Consider the following 15,992-nt stretch of genomic DNA (forward strand, 5'->3'; position numbering starts at 1 on the left):
TACACTGCCCATCAAAGGAGAATTCCCATGCGCACCCTGATCGTTTTGACCATGGCGGCCAGTGTCGTCGGCTGCACCCGCTGGTCCATGGACCACCACTTGAACAATGCCTATCGCGCCTACGATCGTGGCGATTGCGCAAAAGTGATGCTGGAGCTCTCGCAAGTCGACCGCACCAGCCGCGCCCGTCCGTTCATCCACCCGGAAGTGTCGCTGTTGCGCGGCCAGTGCCTGGAGCGACAGAAGCTCTACGTCGACGCGGCGCAGACCTACCAGTACCTGATCCAGCAGTACCCGCGCAACGAGTACGCCTACCGTGCCCAGGCCCGTCTGCAGACGCTGGATAAGCTCGGGTACCTGCGCGGCAGCGAGGCGGCGGTGGCCAATCCGGTGAACACTACACCTTGGCGTTAATCCCAAGGTGTCGATGATTTCATGTAGTCCGTCCGTCGGACCGGGCTAATCTGTTAGAGAGTTGTAACGTTCATCGCCAGTACCTTGTCTTCCTGGCCCCGGGTACAGGATTTCACTGCGATCATGTTTATCGAGCGACACATACAACGTCATCAGCTGCCTTGCGTGCTCAAGGTGTTCAACCGCTGCACCGACCAGCAGATCGGCTATCTGGGCAACGCCTCGGAAGACGGCTTGATGCTGATCAGCCAGTTGCCGGTGCTGGTGGGGCCGGATTTCGAGCTGCAGCTAAGGGTGCCCCTCGCCGGCGGTGGCCTGCAGTTCATCAACCTGACCGCCAGTTGCCTGTGGTGCCGCGAGGACGAGACGCCGGGGCATTTCGATGCCGGCTTCATGCTGCTGCAGGCACCGCAGGAGTACGATGAGTTCGTCCGCTCCCTGCGCGACTTCTTCAGCTTCAGGCCCATGAACGCCTCCGCCTGAGGCTGGCCCAGCCCTCCCGCGTGCCGTTAGACTCTGGTCGACCTCGATACAGGAAGACCCCGTGAGCTCCAGCATTTTCTGGCACGACTACGAAACCACCGGCATCAATCCGCGCAGCGACCGCCCGCTGCAGGTGGCCGGTGTGCGCACCGACCTCGACCTCAACGAGATCGAGGCACCGATCAGCCTCTACTGCCGCCCCTCAGACGATATCCTGCCGCACCCCGCGGCCTGCCTGGTGACCGGCATCACTCCCCGGCAACTGGCCGACCAGGGCCTGTGCGAAGCCGAGTTCATGACCCGGGTGCACGATCAGCTGGCCCGTCCTGGCACCTGCGGCGCGGGCTACAACACCTTGCGTTTCGACGATGAGGTCACCCGCTACAGCCTCTACCGCAACTTCTTCGACCCCTACGCCCGGGAATGGCAGGGTGGCAACAGCCGCTGGGACCTGATCGACGTGGTCCGCACCGCTTATGCGCTACGCCCCGAGGGGATCGTATGGCCACAGCAGGACGGGCGCACCAGCCTGCGCCTGGAGCTGCTGAGCAAGGCCAATGGCATCGACCACGGCCACGCCCACGAGGCGCTTTCCGACGTGCGGGCAACCATTGCCCTGGCTCGCTTGATCCGCGAGAAACAGCCGCGGTTGTATGACTGGTTGTTCCAATTGCGCAGCAAGCACAAGGTCATGGAACAGGTTCGGCTGTTACAGCCACTGGTACATGTATCCGGGCGTTTCTCGGCCCAGCGCAACTATATCGGCGTGGTACTGCCTTTGGCCTGGCATCCGCGCAATCGCAACGCGCTGATTGTCTACGACTTGCAACAAGATGCCTCGCCGCTGCTCCAGGAAAGTGCAGAGGCATTGCGTCAGCGCCTGTATACGCGGCACGAAGACATGGCCCAAGGCGAACTACCGGTTCCGCTGAAGTTGGTGCATATCAACCGCTGCCCGGTATTGGCGCCACTGTCGGTACTGCGCCCGGCCGACCAACAACGTCTGGGGCTCGAGTTGTCGGCAATGCAGGCTCAGGCGGAGCACTTGGCCAACCAGCAGGCCACCTGGCGAGACAAGCTGGACATTATTTATCAGGAAGAAGGCTTTGCCCCCAGCGAAGATCCGGAGCAACAGTTGTATGACGGTTTTCTCGGTGACCGCGACAAGCGCCTGAGTGAACAAGTGCGGCGTGTGGATCCGGCGCAATTGGCACATGGACAATGGATGTTCGATGACCCGCGGCTGCCGGAACTGCTGTTCCGCTATCGCGCGAGAAACTTTTCCGACACCCTTGATGAACAAGAGCGCGTCCGTTGGCATGGGTTCTGTCAGCAGCGGCTTACTGATCCTACTTACGGCGCGCCTAATACCCTGGCGGACTTCGAGCAGGCATGCCAGAGCAGTTGGGCCGATGCCAGCGAAACGGGACGGCAGGTGCTGGAGGCTTGGCAAGCCCATGTCCGGCAACTGAAAGTGCAGTACCAGATTTGAAATGTGCAGATAAACAAAAAACGCCGGCAAGTGCCGGCGTTTTTCATGTTGAAACCAATGCGCCAGTCAGGCGAATCAGTCCAGCAGGGTAGCCCAGCTTTCGACGACGTCGCCGCCCCACTTGGCTTTCCACTCTTTCAGGGTCTTGTGGTTGCCACCCTTGGTTTCAATAACCTCGCCGTTGTGCGGGTTCTTGTATTGCTTGACCTTGCGTGCACGCTTGGTGCCGGTGGTCTTGACTGCGCCGCGCGGGGCTTTGCTCAGTTTGCTTTCCGGATCGAGCAGGGCGATCACGTCACGCAGCGATTTGCCGTTTTCGGCCATCAGCTCGCGCAGTTTCTTTTCGAACTCCAGCTCTTTTTGCAGCTTGCCGTCTTGCGACAGGTTGGCCAGGCGGGCTTGAAGTTCCTTGATGGCTTCTTCGGTGGCGCGGTATTCGTTGATCAGGGACATGGTGTGTTCCTTAATGCATGTTCAGAGAGAGACAGTGGGGGCAATAATAGACAGGCGAAACTCTCAAGTAAACAATTTAATATTGACCTCTCATTTAATAGTAGGCACTGACTGCGCAGTCATCAGGTTAAGAAAAATTTACAATTTGTCTGGGACGCAGGCTATTTCCCCTTGGGAAGAAGGGAATAGGCCTGTACGACTGCGTCCTTGAGGCAGGTGGCGCTGGGGTGTAGATGCTTACTGCGTTTTTTTCGGCAGGTCGTTAGAATATGCGCCTTTGCGAAGTTCTGGAGTCTCCCTCATGCGCACCTATCGACTGGTGATTGCCTGCCCCGACCGCGTCGGCATCGTGGCAAAAGTCAGTAATTTCCTGGCCCTCTACAATGGCTGGATCAACGAAGCCAGCCACCACTCTGACGAGCAGAGCGGTTGGTTCTTCATGCGCCATGAGATCCGCGCCGAGTCCCTGCCGTTCGGTATCGAGGCCTTCCGCGAGGCATTCGCCCCGATCGCCGAAGAGTTCTCCATGACCTGGCGGATCACCGACTCGGCGCAGAAGAAGCGCGTGGTGCTGATGGCCAGCCGCGAGTCGCACTGCCTGGCCGACCTGCTGCACCGCTGGCACACCGACGAACTGGACTGCGAGATCCCCTGCGTGATCTCCAACCACAACGACCTGCGCAGCATGGTCGAATGGCACGGTATTCCGTTCCACCATGTGCCGGTCGATCCGAAGGACAAGCAGCCGGCGTTCGCCGAGGTCTCGCGCCTGGTCGCCGAATATGGCGCCGACGCCGTGGTGCTGGCCCGCTACATGCAGATCTTGCCGCCGCAGTTGTGCCAGGAATACGCGGAAAAGGTCATCAACATCCACCACAGCTTCCTGCCGTCGTTCGTGGGGGCCAAGCCTTACCACCAGGCGGCGCTGCGCGGCGTCAAGCTGATCGGCGCGACCTGCCACTACGTGACCGAAGAGCTGGACGCCGGCCCGATCATCGAGCAGGACGTGGTGCGTGTCAGCCACGCCGACAGCATCGAGGACATGGTGCGCTTCGGTCGTGACGTGGAGAAGATGGTCCTGGCCCGTGGCCTGCGCTATCACCTGGAAGATCGCGTGCTGGTGCACGGCAACAAGACCGTGGTGTTCAACTGAGTCGAGGGCCCTGGCATGGCAGACCCGCGTGACAAGGCCGGCGCCTCGGCGCCACCAACCTTGGGCGAAGGCTGCCTGGCCCGCTTTGATCCCGAGGCGTTGAGCGACGACGACGGCACCGAGTTTCCCGGTGCCGCCGAGCTCTGGGGTCGACTCAACCCGTCTGGCGACGACGCTCCAGTCGAGGACGCGCCAGCAGGTACAGAAACACCGGTCCACCCGCCAGCAGATAGAAGTAATAGGTAACCGCGCGCCAGATCAGGATCGCCGCGGCTGCCGTCGAACTGCCCACCAGTGGTGACAGCAGGGTCGCCGAGGTCAACTCCGCAGCGCCGGCACCGCCTGGCAACAGGCTGAACTGCCCGGCACTGAGCGCGAGCATCTGCACCAGGAAGCTGGCAATCCACGCCAGATCCACTCCCAACCCCCGCAACGCCAGATACAGCACGCTGTACCGCAGGCACCAGTGCGCGCAGGTGAGGATGAACACCAGCGCCAGCGTACGCCGGGGCATGCGCCAGGTCTCGGCCAGGGCATGGACAAAGCGCAGCAGCTTGCGCGCCCAGCGCCTTCGGCGTGCCGGTGCCATGCCCAGGCGACGCAACAACCGGCCGTTGCCACGCATCACACCGCGTCGATAGCGCAGCAGCAGGAAGATCCCCGCAAGTGCGGCACACAGCAGCAGGGCGCTGCCCAGCAGCATCTGCGCCTGGCTGTGGCCGAGGTGGTGGAACAGGGCATAGGCGGCAATCGCCAGCATCGCGCAGAAGAAGAACAGCAGGTCGTTCAACTGGTCCATGGCGAACACCGCGCCGCTGCGCGATGGCGCGATGCGCTTGCGCGCCAGCAGTGTCATCAGGGTCAACGGGCCACCGCTGCCGCCGGGTGTGGTGCAGATGGCGAATTCGGTGGCCATCACCACGCCCAGGCTGTGCATCCGGCCCACTTGCGCGCCCTGTTCACCCAGCAACAGGCGCAGGCGGGCGGCATTGATGGTCCAGCACAGCAGGATCATGGCCAGCAACAGCAGCATCAGCCCGGAATCGAACGACCGCAGGCGCGGGAGCAGGTCGCTGCCGCCGAGCAGGGCGGGTACCAGCACCGCCAGCAGCAGTGCCAGGGCCAGCCAGCCCAGGCGTTTCATGGGGCGGCCTGGCGCTCCAGCCAGGCGGACTTGGTCAGTGGCTCACGGCCTTGGTCCAGCAACCGGTGCAGGGTATCGAGCCAGTAATTGCGTGCGCTGGCGTGGCGCATGTCGACCGGGTGCAGGCCCAGGCGTAGGGTGTCGGCTTCGCGCCAGCGGCGGTACTGCCAGTCACTGACCACCCGCGACAGGCCACGGCGCCAGGCGCTGCGAGCGCTCCACACCAGCCCTGGGGCATCGAAGGCGGTGAAGTCCGGCAGCCGGTAAAGGTGGCGCGGGGAACTGGTATAGCGCAGCGGCAACTGCCGCAATGCCTGGCGCGTGCCCTCGCTCATCAGCCAGGCGGGGGCGACGAAGCCCGCCACCGGCCAGCCCTGTTTCTCGAACAGTGCCAGCCCGGCCTGCAGGCGCTGCAGGGCGTCTGCCTGGTCCAGTCCATGGAACTCGCCCTCGTGGGTATAGATCCGGCGCATGAAATATTCACCCGGCCCGCGCGGTGGCGGGCCATCGTCGGCGTGATAGTAGCCATGCAGGGCGAGCTCGTCGCCCTGGGCCAGGCGTCGCTCGAGCAGGCGGCAGAAGGTGGGTGAACGGGTCAGCGGGTTACGGTGGTGGAAGTCCGGCACCACCAGCCAGGTCATGGGCACCCCGCCCAGTGCGTCGATGGCCTGGACGAAGGGCTGGTAATCCGGCCAGGTTTCCGGCGCGATATCGTGCAGCACCAGCATCAGGCTGCGCCTGGCGGCCTGGCCCTCAGCCATGGGCGCGTACCCGCTGCGTGTGGCCGAGCACCGCCTGGTAATGCTGGAGCAGGCCGTTGACCACGGTGTCCCAGCTGTAATGGCGCTCCACATGTTGGCGTGCCTGACGGCCCAGCTGGTCGACACCGTTGTCGAACGCTTCGCGCACGGCTTCGGCCATGGCTTGACCATTGTTGGGCGGACACAGCCGGCCACAACGTTCATCGACGATCTCGCTGAATGCGCCGGCGCGCACGGCCACCACGGGCGTGGCGCTGGCCATGGCCTCGAGGATCACCAGGCCGAAGGTTTCCTGGTCGCCGGCGTGCACCAGCAGGTCGGCACTGGCCAGCAGCCGGGCAACCTCCTGGGGCGGGCAGAAGTGGTCGATCACGCTGACGTTGTCCGGCACGCTGGCCGGCATGTTCGAACCCACCAGCAGCAGGTGGTAGGGCTGGCCGAGCGCGTGCATGCAATCGAGCAGCACCGGCAGGTTCTTTTCCCGCGAGCCGCGGCCGGCGAACACCAGCAGCCGGCTGGTATCGGCGATGCCCAGCTCGGCGCGCAGGCCGGGGTCGTGCCGGTCGGGGTTGAACAGCGCCAGGTCCACGCCCAGGCGTTGCACGTGCACGTCTGCGACGCCCAACCGGCGCAGCTTGTCGGCCATCACCTGGCTGGGTGCCAGGACCCGGTCGAAATTTCCGTAGAGCTTGCTGACATAGGCCTCGACATTGGGGGTGAACCAGTTGCCCATGCGATTGCTTACCAGCAAGGGCAGGTCGGAGTGATAGAAGCCGATCACCGGCACATCGAGCTTGCGCCGCGCCTCCAGGGCCGCCCAGGCGGTGAGGTAGGGGTCGCCGACTTCGATCAGGTCGGGCTGCAGGCGGCGCAGTTCCTTGCACCAGGGCGCCAGGCGCACCGGGAAGCGGTAGCCGTTGCCGAAGGGAAGGGGTGGGGCGGGTACGTGATAGACACCATCGACCTGGCTGGCATTGGCACCGGGAATCAACAGGCTGTGGCGAACGCCGGGCATGGCGTCGAGGCGGCGGTGTTTGGCATCAAGATAGGTTCGCACGCCGCCGCTGGCCGGGGCGTAGAACATGGTGATGTCGGCGATGTGCACGATCAGCATCCCTCCGGGATCGTCCTCGGGTGTGTCATCTGGCGGTAATGAACCGGCGATGACGCGCCTGAGGGTTGACCTACCTGAAGGATAGTTTGTTCGATCGGGGTTTGACGGGATGCGCTGTCGTGGGAAGCGCCCGCTCCCACGAGGGAGCGGGCGGCAGGTCAGATGCGGAAGCTGCCGACCAGCTGTTTGAGGCGGCCGGCCTGCTGCTCGAGGTCCGAGCAGGCGCGCAGGGTCGCCTGCAGGTTCTCGACGCCTTCCTGGTTGAGCATGTTGATCTCGTTGATGTCCATGTTGATCGAGTCGACCACGGCGGTCTGCTCTTCGGTGGCGGTGGCCACCGACTGGTTCATGCCGTCGATCTCGCCGATGCGCTGGGTGACGCTGCCCAGGCGTTCGCCGGCCTGGTTGGCGATGTCCATGCTGTCCTGGCTGTGGCGCTGGCTCTGGCCCATGGTGTCGACCGACTCGCGGGCGCCGACCTGCAGCTCCTCGATCATGGTCTGCACTTGCTGTGCTGATTCCTGGGTGCGGTGCGCCAGGTTGCGCACCTCGTCGGCGACCACGGCGAAGCCCCGGCCGGCCTCACCGGCGCGGGCGGCCTCGATGGCGGCGTTGAGGGCGAGCAGGTTGGTCTGCTGGGAAATGCTGGTGATCACCTCGAGGATCTGGCCGATGTTGACGGTCTTGTTGTTCAGCGTCTCGATATGCTCGCTGGAGGTGACGATAAGGTCCGACAGGCGGTTCATCGCATCGATGTTGCGTTGCACCACTTGCTGGCCTTCCTCGGCCAACAGCCGCGCTGAGCTGGCATGTTGCGAGGCCTGGGCGGCGTTGCCGGCAATCTCCTGGGCGGCGGCTCCGAGCTGGTTGATGGCGGCGGCGACACTGTTGGTGCGGTTGGACTGCTCGTCGGAGTTGCTCATCGACGAGTTGGAGGCGCTGATCACCCGCAGTGCCACTTCGTTGACCTGCTCGGTGGCCGAGGACACCTCGCGGATTGACCCGTGGATGCGCTCGACGAAGCGGTTGAAGGCGGTCCCGAGGATGCCGAACTCGTCGTGGTTGTGGATTTCCAGGCGGCGGGTCAGGTCGCCTTCACCCTCGGCGATGTTCGACATGGCGCGCGTCATGGTGTGCAGTGGCTGCATCAGCACGCGGATCAGCAGGCCGAGCAGGGCGATGATGATCACCACCGCCACCAGCGTGGCGATTACCGCCGAAGTGCGGAAGGTGCTGAGCATCGAGAAGGCCTTGTCCTTGTCCACCGACAGGCCGATGTACCAGTTGGCAGACGGCAGGCCTTTGACCGGGGTGAAGGTGAGCAGGCGGGTTTCGCCGTTGAGCGTTACTTCGGTCAGGTTGCTGGACAGCTTCGGCGTGTTCTGCGGGAACAGGTCCGACAGCGACTTCATCACCAGGTTCTTGTCCGGGTGCACCAGGATCTTGCCCTGGTCGTTGACCAGGAAGGCGTAGCCCATGCCGCCGAAGTTCAGCGAGTTGATGATCTGTACCAGGCCGTCGAGGGCCAGGTCGCCGCCAACCACGCCGACCGAACGTGAGGCGGTGCTGATGATCGAGATGACCAGCTCGTTGGTGGCCATGTCGATGTAGGGTTCGGTGAGGATCGGGCCGTTGGCGTTCAGGCCGTCCTTGTACCAAGGGCGTACGCGTGGGTCGTAGCCGTCGGGCATCCTGGTGTCCGGACGCACGGTGAAGGTGCCGTCGGGCTGGCCCAGGTAGATGGTCTGAAAGCTCGAGGTGAGCGCGTTCTGGCCCAGCAGGGTACCGGTGTTCTGTGGGTACTGGGCAATGTTCTGGGCGACGTTCTCGACCAGTTTGATGCGCCCTTCGAACAAGTTGCGGATATTGGTGGAGGTGGACTCGCCCATCTCAGCAAGGTAGTTCTCCAGGTCTTCGCGAATGGCGTTACGCTGGAGGTAGTCGTTGTAAAGGGTGAAGAGGCTGAAGGCGAGTATCACGATCAGTGATGCCGCCAGAAGAATCTTGTGGCTGAAACGAAGGCTTTTATTCATAACGTGATCGCGTCCGCTAAGGTTTTTTATCGGGTCGTTCGCACAAAGCACGGCTGGAAAACAGTGCAACAATTCCCGTGGGTCCTTTTCGGGTTGTTACTGTCTTTCTAGGTAGAATCATTTTGAAATATCGGCTGTCACGCGCCAGAACTTGAGCAGGGGATGAAAGAAGATGTCGGATTCCTTACGAATGGTAGTAGGAGCAGGTCCTGATGGTCAGCCGGTATCCCAGTCCATGCGCCTGGCCAACCGCCACGGCTTGGTGGCCGGGGCCACAGGCACCGGCAAGACGGTCACCCTGCAGCATCTGGCCGAGCTGTTCAGCGACGCCGGGGTCGCGGTATTCGCCGCGGATGTGAAAGGCGACCTGTGTGGCCTAGGCGCGGTCGGGGCGCCCCAGGGCAAGGTGGCCGAGCGGATCGCCGGCATGCCCTGGCTGAACCACAAGCCTCAGGCCTATCCGGTGAGCCTGTGGGATATCGCGGGGCAATCGGGTCACCCGCTGCGCACCACCCTGAGCGAGATGGGGCCGTTGCTGCTGGGCAACCTGCTGGAGCTCACCGACAGCCAGCAGGCCGCCTTGTATGCGGCATTCAAGGTGGCCGACCGCGAAGGCCTGCTGCTGCTCGACCTGAAGGACCTCAAGGCCCTGCTCGCGCACCTGAAGGACAACCCCCAATTGCTGGGCGAGGACAGTGCCTTGATGACCGGCGCTTCCACGCAGGCTTTGCTGCGCCGACTGGCGACCTTGGAACAGCAGGGCGCCGAGGCGCTGTTCGGCGAGCCGGCGCTGCAACTGGAGGATCTGTTGCGTCCGGAAGGCGACGGTCGCGGGCGTATCCACCTGCTCGATGCCAGCCGCCTGGTGCATGAGGCGCCCAAGGTCTACGCGACCTTCCTGCTGTGGCTGCTGGCCGAGCTGTTCGAGCAGTTGCCGGAGCGCGGCGATGCCGACAAGCCGGTGCTGGCACTGTTCTTCGACGAAGCGCACCTGCTGTTCAACGGTACGCCCAAGGCACTGCAGGATCGTCTGGAGCAGGTGGTGCGGCTGATCCGCTCCAAGGGCGTTGGGGTGTATTTCGTCACCCAGTCGCCGGGCGACCTGCCGGATGCGGTGCTGGCCCAGCTCGGGCTGCGCATCCAGCATGGCCTGCGGGCATTCACCGCCAAAGAGCAGAAGTCGCTGCGCGCGGTGGCCGATGGTTTCCGCCCCAACCCGGCGTTTGATAGCCTGGCGGTGTTGACCGAACTGGGCATTGGTGAGGCGCTGGTCGGGACTTTGGAGGAGAAGGGCACGCCGGCGATGGTCCAGCGGGTGCTGGTCGCGCCACCGCAGTCGCGGATCGGGCCGTTGAGCGCGGCCGAGCGGCAGGCGCTGATCGCGGCATCGCCCCTGGCCGGGCGCTATGACAAGCCGATCGACCGTGAGTCGGCCTATGAAATGCTTACCCAGCGCAAGGGCGAGCCGGTGGAGCCGGTGCCCCAGGCCAAGGCCGACGAGGACAGCTTCGCCGACAAGGCCGGTGAGTTCCTGCAAAGCGCGGCCGGGCAGGCCATCAAGTCGGCGGTGCGCCAGGCGGCCAATCAGTTGGGGCGGCAATTGGTGCGTGGGTTGATGGGGTCGTTGTTGGGCGGTAAGAAACGTTAAACCCGTTGCCCCGCGATAGGACTCGAATGACGGATATGAAAAAGGCGCCCTGCAAAGGCGCCTTTTTTCAGTACTGCATCAGCACTCAGCCAATGGCCTTGGTTGCCAGCCAGAACAGGCCGGCCGCCAGGCCCATCGTTGCCGGCAGGGTGAGCACCCAGGCCAGCAGGATGGTCTTCACGGTGCCGCCCTGCAGGCCGCTCTTGTTGGCGACCATGGTACCGGCTACACCCGACGACAGCACGTGGGTGGTGGATACCGGCAGGCTGAACACGTTGGCCATGCCGATGGCGCAGGCCGCGGTGATCTGTGCCGACATGCCCTGGGCGTAAGTCATGCCCTGCTTGCCGATCTTCTCGCCGACGGTCAGCACCACGCGCTTCCAGCCGACCATGGTGCCCAGGCCCAGGGCCAGGGCGACGGCGACGATCACCCAGAACGGTGCGTACTCGGTGGTGGCGGTCAGGTCCTTGCGCAGTTTCTCCAGGTCGGCCTTTTCACGGGCCTGCAGGCCCGGCAGCTTGCCGACCTTCTTCGCCGTGTCGTCCAGGCACAGCAGGTAGCGACGTACTTCGACGCGCTTCTCGGCGCTCAGGGCGCGGTAGTCGGTCACGCCGGCCAGCGACGATTGCAGCGCGGCGATAGTTGGCTCGGTCTGTTGCGGGTTGCAGCTGAACTGCTCCGGCAGGTCGCTCGCCTGCGCCTTGCCCAGCGCCAGGAACTCGCCCAGGGTCGCGGCGTTGCGCTGGTAGAACTGGCTCAGGTGCAGGGTGGCGTCGCGGGTGCGCTCGATCTGGTAGGTGGTGCTGTTCAGGTCGAGGACGAACTTGGCCGGGACGATGCCGATCAGCACCAGCATGATCAGGCCAATGCCTTTCTGGCCATCGTTGGAGCCGTGCACGAAGCTCACGCCCATGGCCGAGATCACCAGCACCAGGCGGTTCCAGAACGGCGGGTGCTTCTTGTCGTCGAGCTTGCGGCGCTGGTCCGGGGTCTTGTGCATCTTCGACAGCGGACGCCACCATTTCAGACCGATCAGCAGCAGGGCGGCGACAGCGAAGCCGGCCATGGGCGAAAGCACCAGGGACATGCCGATGTCGATCGCCTTCTGCCAGTTGACGCCGTCGCCCAGCGGAATGTCGCTGAGCAGGGCGTTGGCCAGGCCGACGCCGAGGATCGATCCGATCAGGGTGTGCGAACTGGAGGCCGGGATACCGAAGTACCAGGTGCCCAGGTTCCAGGTGATGGCCGCGGCCAGCAGCGAGAAGACCATGGCCAGGCCGTGACCGGTGTTCACATTGATCAGCAGTTCGACCGGCAGCAGGTGGACGATGGCGTAGGCCACCCCGACACCGCCGAGCAGAACGCCGAGGAAGTTGAACACACCGGAGAAGAACACGGCGAGGTGCGGTGGCATGGCCTTGGTATAGATGACAGTGGCTACCGCGTTGGCGGTGTCATGAAAGCCATTGATGAACTCGAATGCGAGCACGAAGGTCAGAGCGAGCGTCAGGCTCACGATAACCCAGGCATCCAGTCCGCTGAATAAATCGATCATGAAGGTTGTCTGGCGGTCTTAGGGGGGGCGGATTATGCCAGAAAACCATGGCAATCGATGCACCCGCCACTGACCGATGGCAGGGGAATGTCGACCCTGCCCGCGCACCGTACCCGTGAGTTTTTGCGAAAAAACGCCGTAAAAAATCGATAAATTTCAGAAAAATCAGCGATTTGAGACGATTTAAGCAGGTTGCTCACAATTAAAACGACTGTATGAAATTTGTGTGATTCCATTTCATATCGAGCAAATTTGCCCAGGATGCCTCGCCGCAACCACCGTTGGGTGATGGCGCTATAGCATCGTGAAGCTTCACTCGCCGTCGCTACGCAGTTCCTTTTCGATCTTCTCGATCTCCTGAGCGAAGGCCTGGTCGAGAATGCTGGCGCGTTTGCGCCAGGGTTTGCGTTCCGGGTCGGGTTGTGCGGCATAGGTGGTGACTTCACCACCGTAAACATCCTTGTAACGTTCAGCCTGGCGCTCGAGTTCCGCGCGCAGTTCTTCTTTCGTCACAGTAATACCTGAATAGGTTAAGTTGGGCGTCAGCCGTTAAATACACACGCAGGATGTGTAAATACAGGCAACGCGTACACATCGTTGCACTGCAATGACTGGGTGTGGGAGGGCGACCTGTGGCGCACCACACGACAATCCACTGTTCGAGCAGCAGGCAGGCGTCAGGAAGGCAACGATAGTTTGTCGATTGGATCCGTTATACAGCGCTGGCAACCAACATGACGATTATAGCAATCGCCAATTCGAAGGTTATCGTTATTTACCGGTCATTGACAATAGATCGGAACTTGTGGCGACCAGACAAAAGGTTCGTCTGACCGGCGGACTGGAAGTTCAATTTGCCATGGTAGACAAGTTTTTCGTTCGCCGTCAGAAATGAAAACGGCCTCGCTGGGAGGCGAGGCCGTTGCCTGGGACTTCTACGGTGGGTACCTGACCAGTCTCTCCAAAGAAGCCACATGTGGCAGGGGAAAGGTATAAGCAAAAGTGTCAGCGGTCAATTGCGATTATCGGTCGTTCGTTCGATAATCGCACGAGGTAGCGATTTTTTTGAGGCATGTCCATGAGCGAAGAAACCAGCGGCCCGCCAGCGAACGAGCCCGCGCGCCACACCAGCCCCACCCTGGCACCGCCGATCGTGGCGTCCGCGGCCAAGCGCATCCAGGCCTTCACTGGCGACCCGGACTTCATGACCTCCCTGGCCCGCGGCCTGGCGGTGATCCAGGCGTTCCAGGAGCGCAAACGGCACCTGACCATCGCGCAGATCAGCCACCGCACGGAAATACCCAGGGCGGCGGTGCGGCGTTGCCTGCATACCTTGATGAAACTGGGTTACGCGACCACCGACGGGCGTACCTATTCGTTGTTGCCCAAGGTGCTGACCCTCGGTCATGCCTACCTGTCGTCCACGCCGTTGGCGGTATCGGCCCAGCCCTACCTCGACCGGATCAGCGACCAGCTCCACGAAGCGGCCAACATGGCCACGCTGGAAGGCGACGACATCCTTTATATAGCGCGCTCGGCCACGGTCGAGCGGTTGATCTCGGTCGACCTGTCTGTCGGCGGGCGGCTGCCGGCCTATTGCACGTCGATGGGCCGCATCCTGTTGGCGGCGCTGGACGACGCCAGCCTGCACGAGTATCTGGAGCGGGCGGATCTCAAGGCGCGGACCAGCCGTACACTGCACGACCCGGCATCGCTGTTCGCCTGCATCCAGCAGGTGCGCGAACAGGGCTGGTGCGTGGTTGATCAGGAACTGGAGCAGGGCCTGCGTTCGATTGCCGTGCCGATCTATGACGCCTCCGGGCAGGTGCTGGCGGCGTTGAACGTGAGTACCCATGTCGGTCGGGTCAGCCGAGGGGAACTCGAGCAGCGTTTCCTGCCGATACTGCTGGAGGCCAGCCGGGACCTTTGCCATCAGTTGTTTGGCTGAACAACGCCGGGGCGCGCTGCGCCCCATCGCCAGACATACTCGATCCCTGTGGGAGCTGGCTTGCCAGCGATGAGGCCGGTGCATGCAACACAGACCGTGGCTCACACACCTTGGCGTCGAACATGCGCTGCCGTTTCCTGTTCGATAAACGCACAGTGTCGTTCCCGACGAATTGCGCCGCCCACGCCTGCTGATTAATGTCTGTCGCACGAGTCGGCTTCGCCGACCGGACAATAACAACAGGCCCGAGGGCATCCCCCATGAAAACCGTCTCTTTGCTGTCGCGGCCGTGCCCGCGCGCAGTGCTGCTGCACGCCGGCTGACCCAGCTCGTCGTATCCGCCGTTTCCTGTTCCTGCGCATCAGTGATGCGCGGTAGCCTGCCTGTGCCCAACTCCCGGATAACAACAATGAACAAGCCACAATCCGCTGTCGGCAACTGCCTCGATGTCCAATCCCTCATCAATGACCAACCGCTGTCGCGCTATCAATGGCGGGTGGTGATCCTGTGCTTCCTGATCGTCTTCCTTGATGGCCTGGACACTGCCGCCATGGGCTTCATCGCCCCGGCGCTGTCGCAGGAATGGGGCATCGACCGCGCCAGCCTCGGCCCGGTGATGAGCGCCGCGTTGATCGGCATGGTGTTCGGCGCCCTCGGCTCCGGGCCGCTGGCCGACCGCTTCGGGCGCAAGGGCGTGCTGGTGGGGGCGGTGCTGGTGTTCGGCGGTTTCAGCCTGGCCTCGGCCTATGCCAGCAATGTCGACCAGTTGCTGGTACTGCGCTTTCTGACTGGCCTGGGCCTGGGGGCGGGCATGCCCAATGCCACCACCTTGCTCTCCGAGTACACCCCGGAGCGGCTCAAGTCGCTGCTGGTGACCAGCATGTTCTGTGGCTTCAACCTGGGCATGGCCGGGGGCGGGTTCATCTCGGCCAAGCTGATCCCGGCCTACGGCTGGCACAGCCTGCTGGTGATCGGCGGGGTGCTGCCGTTGCTGCTGGCGCTGGTGCTGCTGGTCTGGCTGCCGGAGTCGGCGCGGTTCCTGGTGGTGCGCAACCGCGGCACCGAGAAGGTGCGCCGGACCCTGGCGCCGATCGCCCCGGCGCTGGTGGCCCAGGCCGCGAGCTTCAGTGTGCCGGAGCAGAAGGCGGTGGCGGCGCGCAACGTGTTCGCGGTGATCTTCTCGGGCACCTATGGCCTGGGCACCGTGCTGCTGTGGCTGACTTACTTCATGGGCCTGGTGATCGTCTACCTGCTGACCAGCTGGCTGCCGACCCTGATGCGTGACAGCGGCGCGAGCATGGAGCAGGCCGCATTCATTGGCGCGTTGTTCCAGTTCGGCGGCGTGCTCAGCGCGGTGGCCGTGGGCTGGGCGATGGACCGCTTCAACCCGCACAAGGTGATCGGTATCTGCTACTTGCTGGCGGGTGTGTTTGCCTATGCCGTGGGGCAGAGCCTGGGCAACATCACCGTGCTGGCCACGCTGGTGCTGGTCGCGGGTATGTGCGTGAACGGCGCGCAATCGGCCATGCCGTCGCTGGCGGCGCGGTTCTACCCGACCCAGGGGCGCGCCACCGGGGTGTCGTGGATGCTCGGAATCGGTCGCTTCGGCGCAATTCTCGGTGCCTGGAGCGGGGCGACGCTGCTGGGGTTGGGGTGGACCTTCGAGCAGGTGCTGACCGCGCTGCTGGTGCCGGCGGCGCTAGCCACCGTAGGCGTGGTGGTCAAGGGGCTGGTGAGCCATGCCGACGCGACCTGACGATGGGGGGGCGCGCATAAATAGCAGGGTAACAA

14 protein-coding genes and 1 pseudogene are annotated in these 15,992 nt (G+C 63.3%); 7 read left to right on the top strand and 8 right to left on the bottom strand.

Translation table 11 applies throughout. From position 1 onward, the window contains the following. The first annotated feature begins 27 nt into the window (after positions 1-27). From DMX06_RS12195 to sbcB, 3 genes are all read left to right on the top strand, one after another. Positions 28-414 (top strand): tetratricopeptide repeat protein, encoded by a 387-nt coding sequence (locus DMX06_RS12195; RefSeq protein WP_110737356.1) that lies wholly within the window; start codon positions 28-30, stop codon positions 412-414. Positions 415-537: 123 nt separating this feature from the next. Continuing rightward, positions 538-897, top strand: coding sequence for a PilZ domain-containing protein (locus DMX06_RS12200; RefSeq protein WP_023631126.1), 360 nt, complete (start codon positions 538-540; stop codon positions 895-897). 61 nt (positions 898-958) lie between these two features. Next, a complete protein-coding gene (sbcB, locus tag DMX06_RS12205; protein ID WP_110737359.1) occupies positions 959-2,389 on the top strand; it encodes an exodeoxyribonuclease I in 1,431 nt (476 codons plus the stop codon). A 75-nt stretch (positions 2,390-2,464) separates the two neighbouring features. Here sbcB and mvaT read toward each other — a convergent pair whose 3' ends face one another. Beyond that, complete coding sequence (gene mvaT, locus DMX06_RS12210) at positions 2,465-2,842, bottom strand: histone-like nucleoid-structuring protein MvaT (protein WP_028690229.1); 378 nt, start codon at positions 2,840-2,842, stop codon at positions 2,465-2,467. Between the two features lie 301 nt (positions 2,843-3,143). On the opposite strand from mvaT, the gene purU reads away from it, so the two are divergent. After that, on the top strand, positions 3,144-3,995 hold the full coding sequence (purU, locus tag DMX06_RS12215) for a formyltetrahydrofolate deformylase (RefSeq protein ID WP_028690228.1): 852 nt from the start codon (positions 3,144-3,146) through the stop codon (positions 3,993-3,995). A gap of 154 nt (positions 3,996-4,149) precedes the next feature. On the opposite strand, the gene DMX06_RS12225 is transcribed toward purU, so the two are convergent. The 5 genes and pseudogenes from DMX06_RS12225 to DMX06_RS26820 all read right to left on the bottom strand — a co-directional run. Continuing rightward, positions 4,150-5,139: a lysylphosphatidylglycerol synthase transmembrane domain-containing protein gene (locus DMX06_RS12225; protein WP_110737364.1), complete on the bottom strand. Its 990-nt coding sequence runs from the start codon at positions 5,137-5,139 to the stop codon at positions 4,150-4,152. Further along, positions 5,136-5,900 carry a DUF2334 domain-containing protein gene (locus DMX06_RS12230; protein ID WP_110737367.1) on the bottom strand — a complete coding sequence of 255 codons (765 nt, stop codon included), beginning with the start codon at positions 5,898-5,900 and terminating at the stop codon, positions 5,136-5,138. The genes DMX06_RS12225 and DMX06_RS12230 overlap by 4 nt, the downstream gene beginning before the upstream one ends. Beyond that, complete coding sequence (locus DMX06_RS12235) at positions 5,893-7,014, bottom strand: glycosyltransferase family 4 protein (protein ID WP_110737370.1); 1,122 nt, start codon at positions 7,012-7,014, stop codon at positions 5,893-5,895. Before DMX06_RS12235 ends, DMX06_RS12230 begins: the two co-directional genes overlap by 8 nt. A gap of 158 nt (positions 7,015-7,172) precedes the next feature. After that, positions 7,173-7,937, bottom strand: a complete 765-nt coding sequence (locus DMX06_RS26815) for a methyl-accepting chemotaxis protein (protein ID WP_371263123.1) — start codon at positions 7,935-7,937, stop codon at positions 7,173-7,175. 93 nt (positions 7,938-8,030) lie between these two features. Continuing rightward, positions 8,031-9,047: pseudogene (locus DMX06_RS26820) on the bottom strand (HAMP domain-containing protein); the annotation flags it as partial. A 172-nt stretch (positions 9,048-9,219) separates the two neighbouring features. Between DMX06_RS26820 and DMX06_RS12245 the strand changes: the two are divergent. Continuing rightward, the gene (locus DMX06_RS12245; RefSeq protein ID WP_110737375.1) at positions 9,220-10,695 is read left to right on the top strand and encodes a helicase HerA-like domain-containing protein; all 1,476 of its coding nucleotides are present in this window, start codon (positions 9,220-9,222) and stop codon (positions 10,693-10,695) included. An 85-nt stretch (positions 10,696-10,780) separates the two neighbouring features. Here DMX06_RS12245 and DMX06_RS12250 read toward each other — a convergent pair whose 3' ends face one another. Together DMX06_RS12250 and DMX06_RS12255 are read right to left on the bottom strand one after the other, a co-directional pair. Continuing rightward, complete coding sequence (locus tag DMX06_RS12250; protein WP_028690222.1) at positions 10,781-12,253, bottom strand: inorganic phosphate transporter; 1,473 nt, start codon at positions 12,251-12,253, stop codon at positions 10,781-10,783. Positions 12,254-12,565: 312 nt separating this feature from the next. Further along, the gene (locus tag DMX06_RS12255) at positions 12,566-12,766 is read right to left on the bottom strand and encodes a hypothetical protein (RefSeq protein WP_050703906.1); all 201 of its coding nucleotides are present in this window, start codon (positions 12,764-12,766) and stop codon (positions 12,566-12,568) included. 565 nt (positions 12,767-13,331) lie between these two features. Between DMX06_RS12255 and pcaR the strand changes: the two genes are divergently transcribed. Together pcaR and DMX06_RS12265 are read left to right on the top strand one after the other, a co-directional pair. Continuing rightward, complete coding sequence (gene pcaR, locus DMX06_RS12260; RefSeq protein WP_110737377.1) at positions 13,332-14,201, top strand: pca regulon transcriptional regulator PcaR; 870 nt, start codon at positions 13,332-13,334, stop codon at positions 14,199-14,201. Between the two features lie 409 nt (positions 14,202-14,610). After that, positions 14,611-15,957, top strand: a complete 1,347-nt coding sequence (locus DMX06_RS12265) for an MFS transporter (protein ID WP_110737379.1) — start codon at positions 14,611-14,613, stop codon at positions 15,955-15,957. Positions 15,958-15,992 lie beyond the last annotated feature (35 nt).

Source organism: Pseudomonas mosselii (assembly GCF_003205295.1).
Classification (GTDB): domain Bacteria; phylum Pseudomonadota; class Gammaproteobacteria; order Pseudomonadales; family Pseudomonadaceae; genus Aquipseudomonas; species Aquipseudomonas mosselii_B.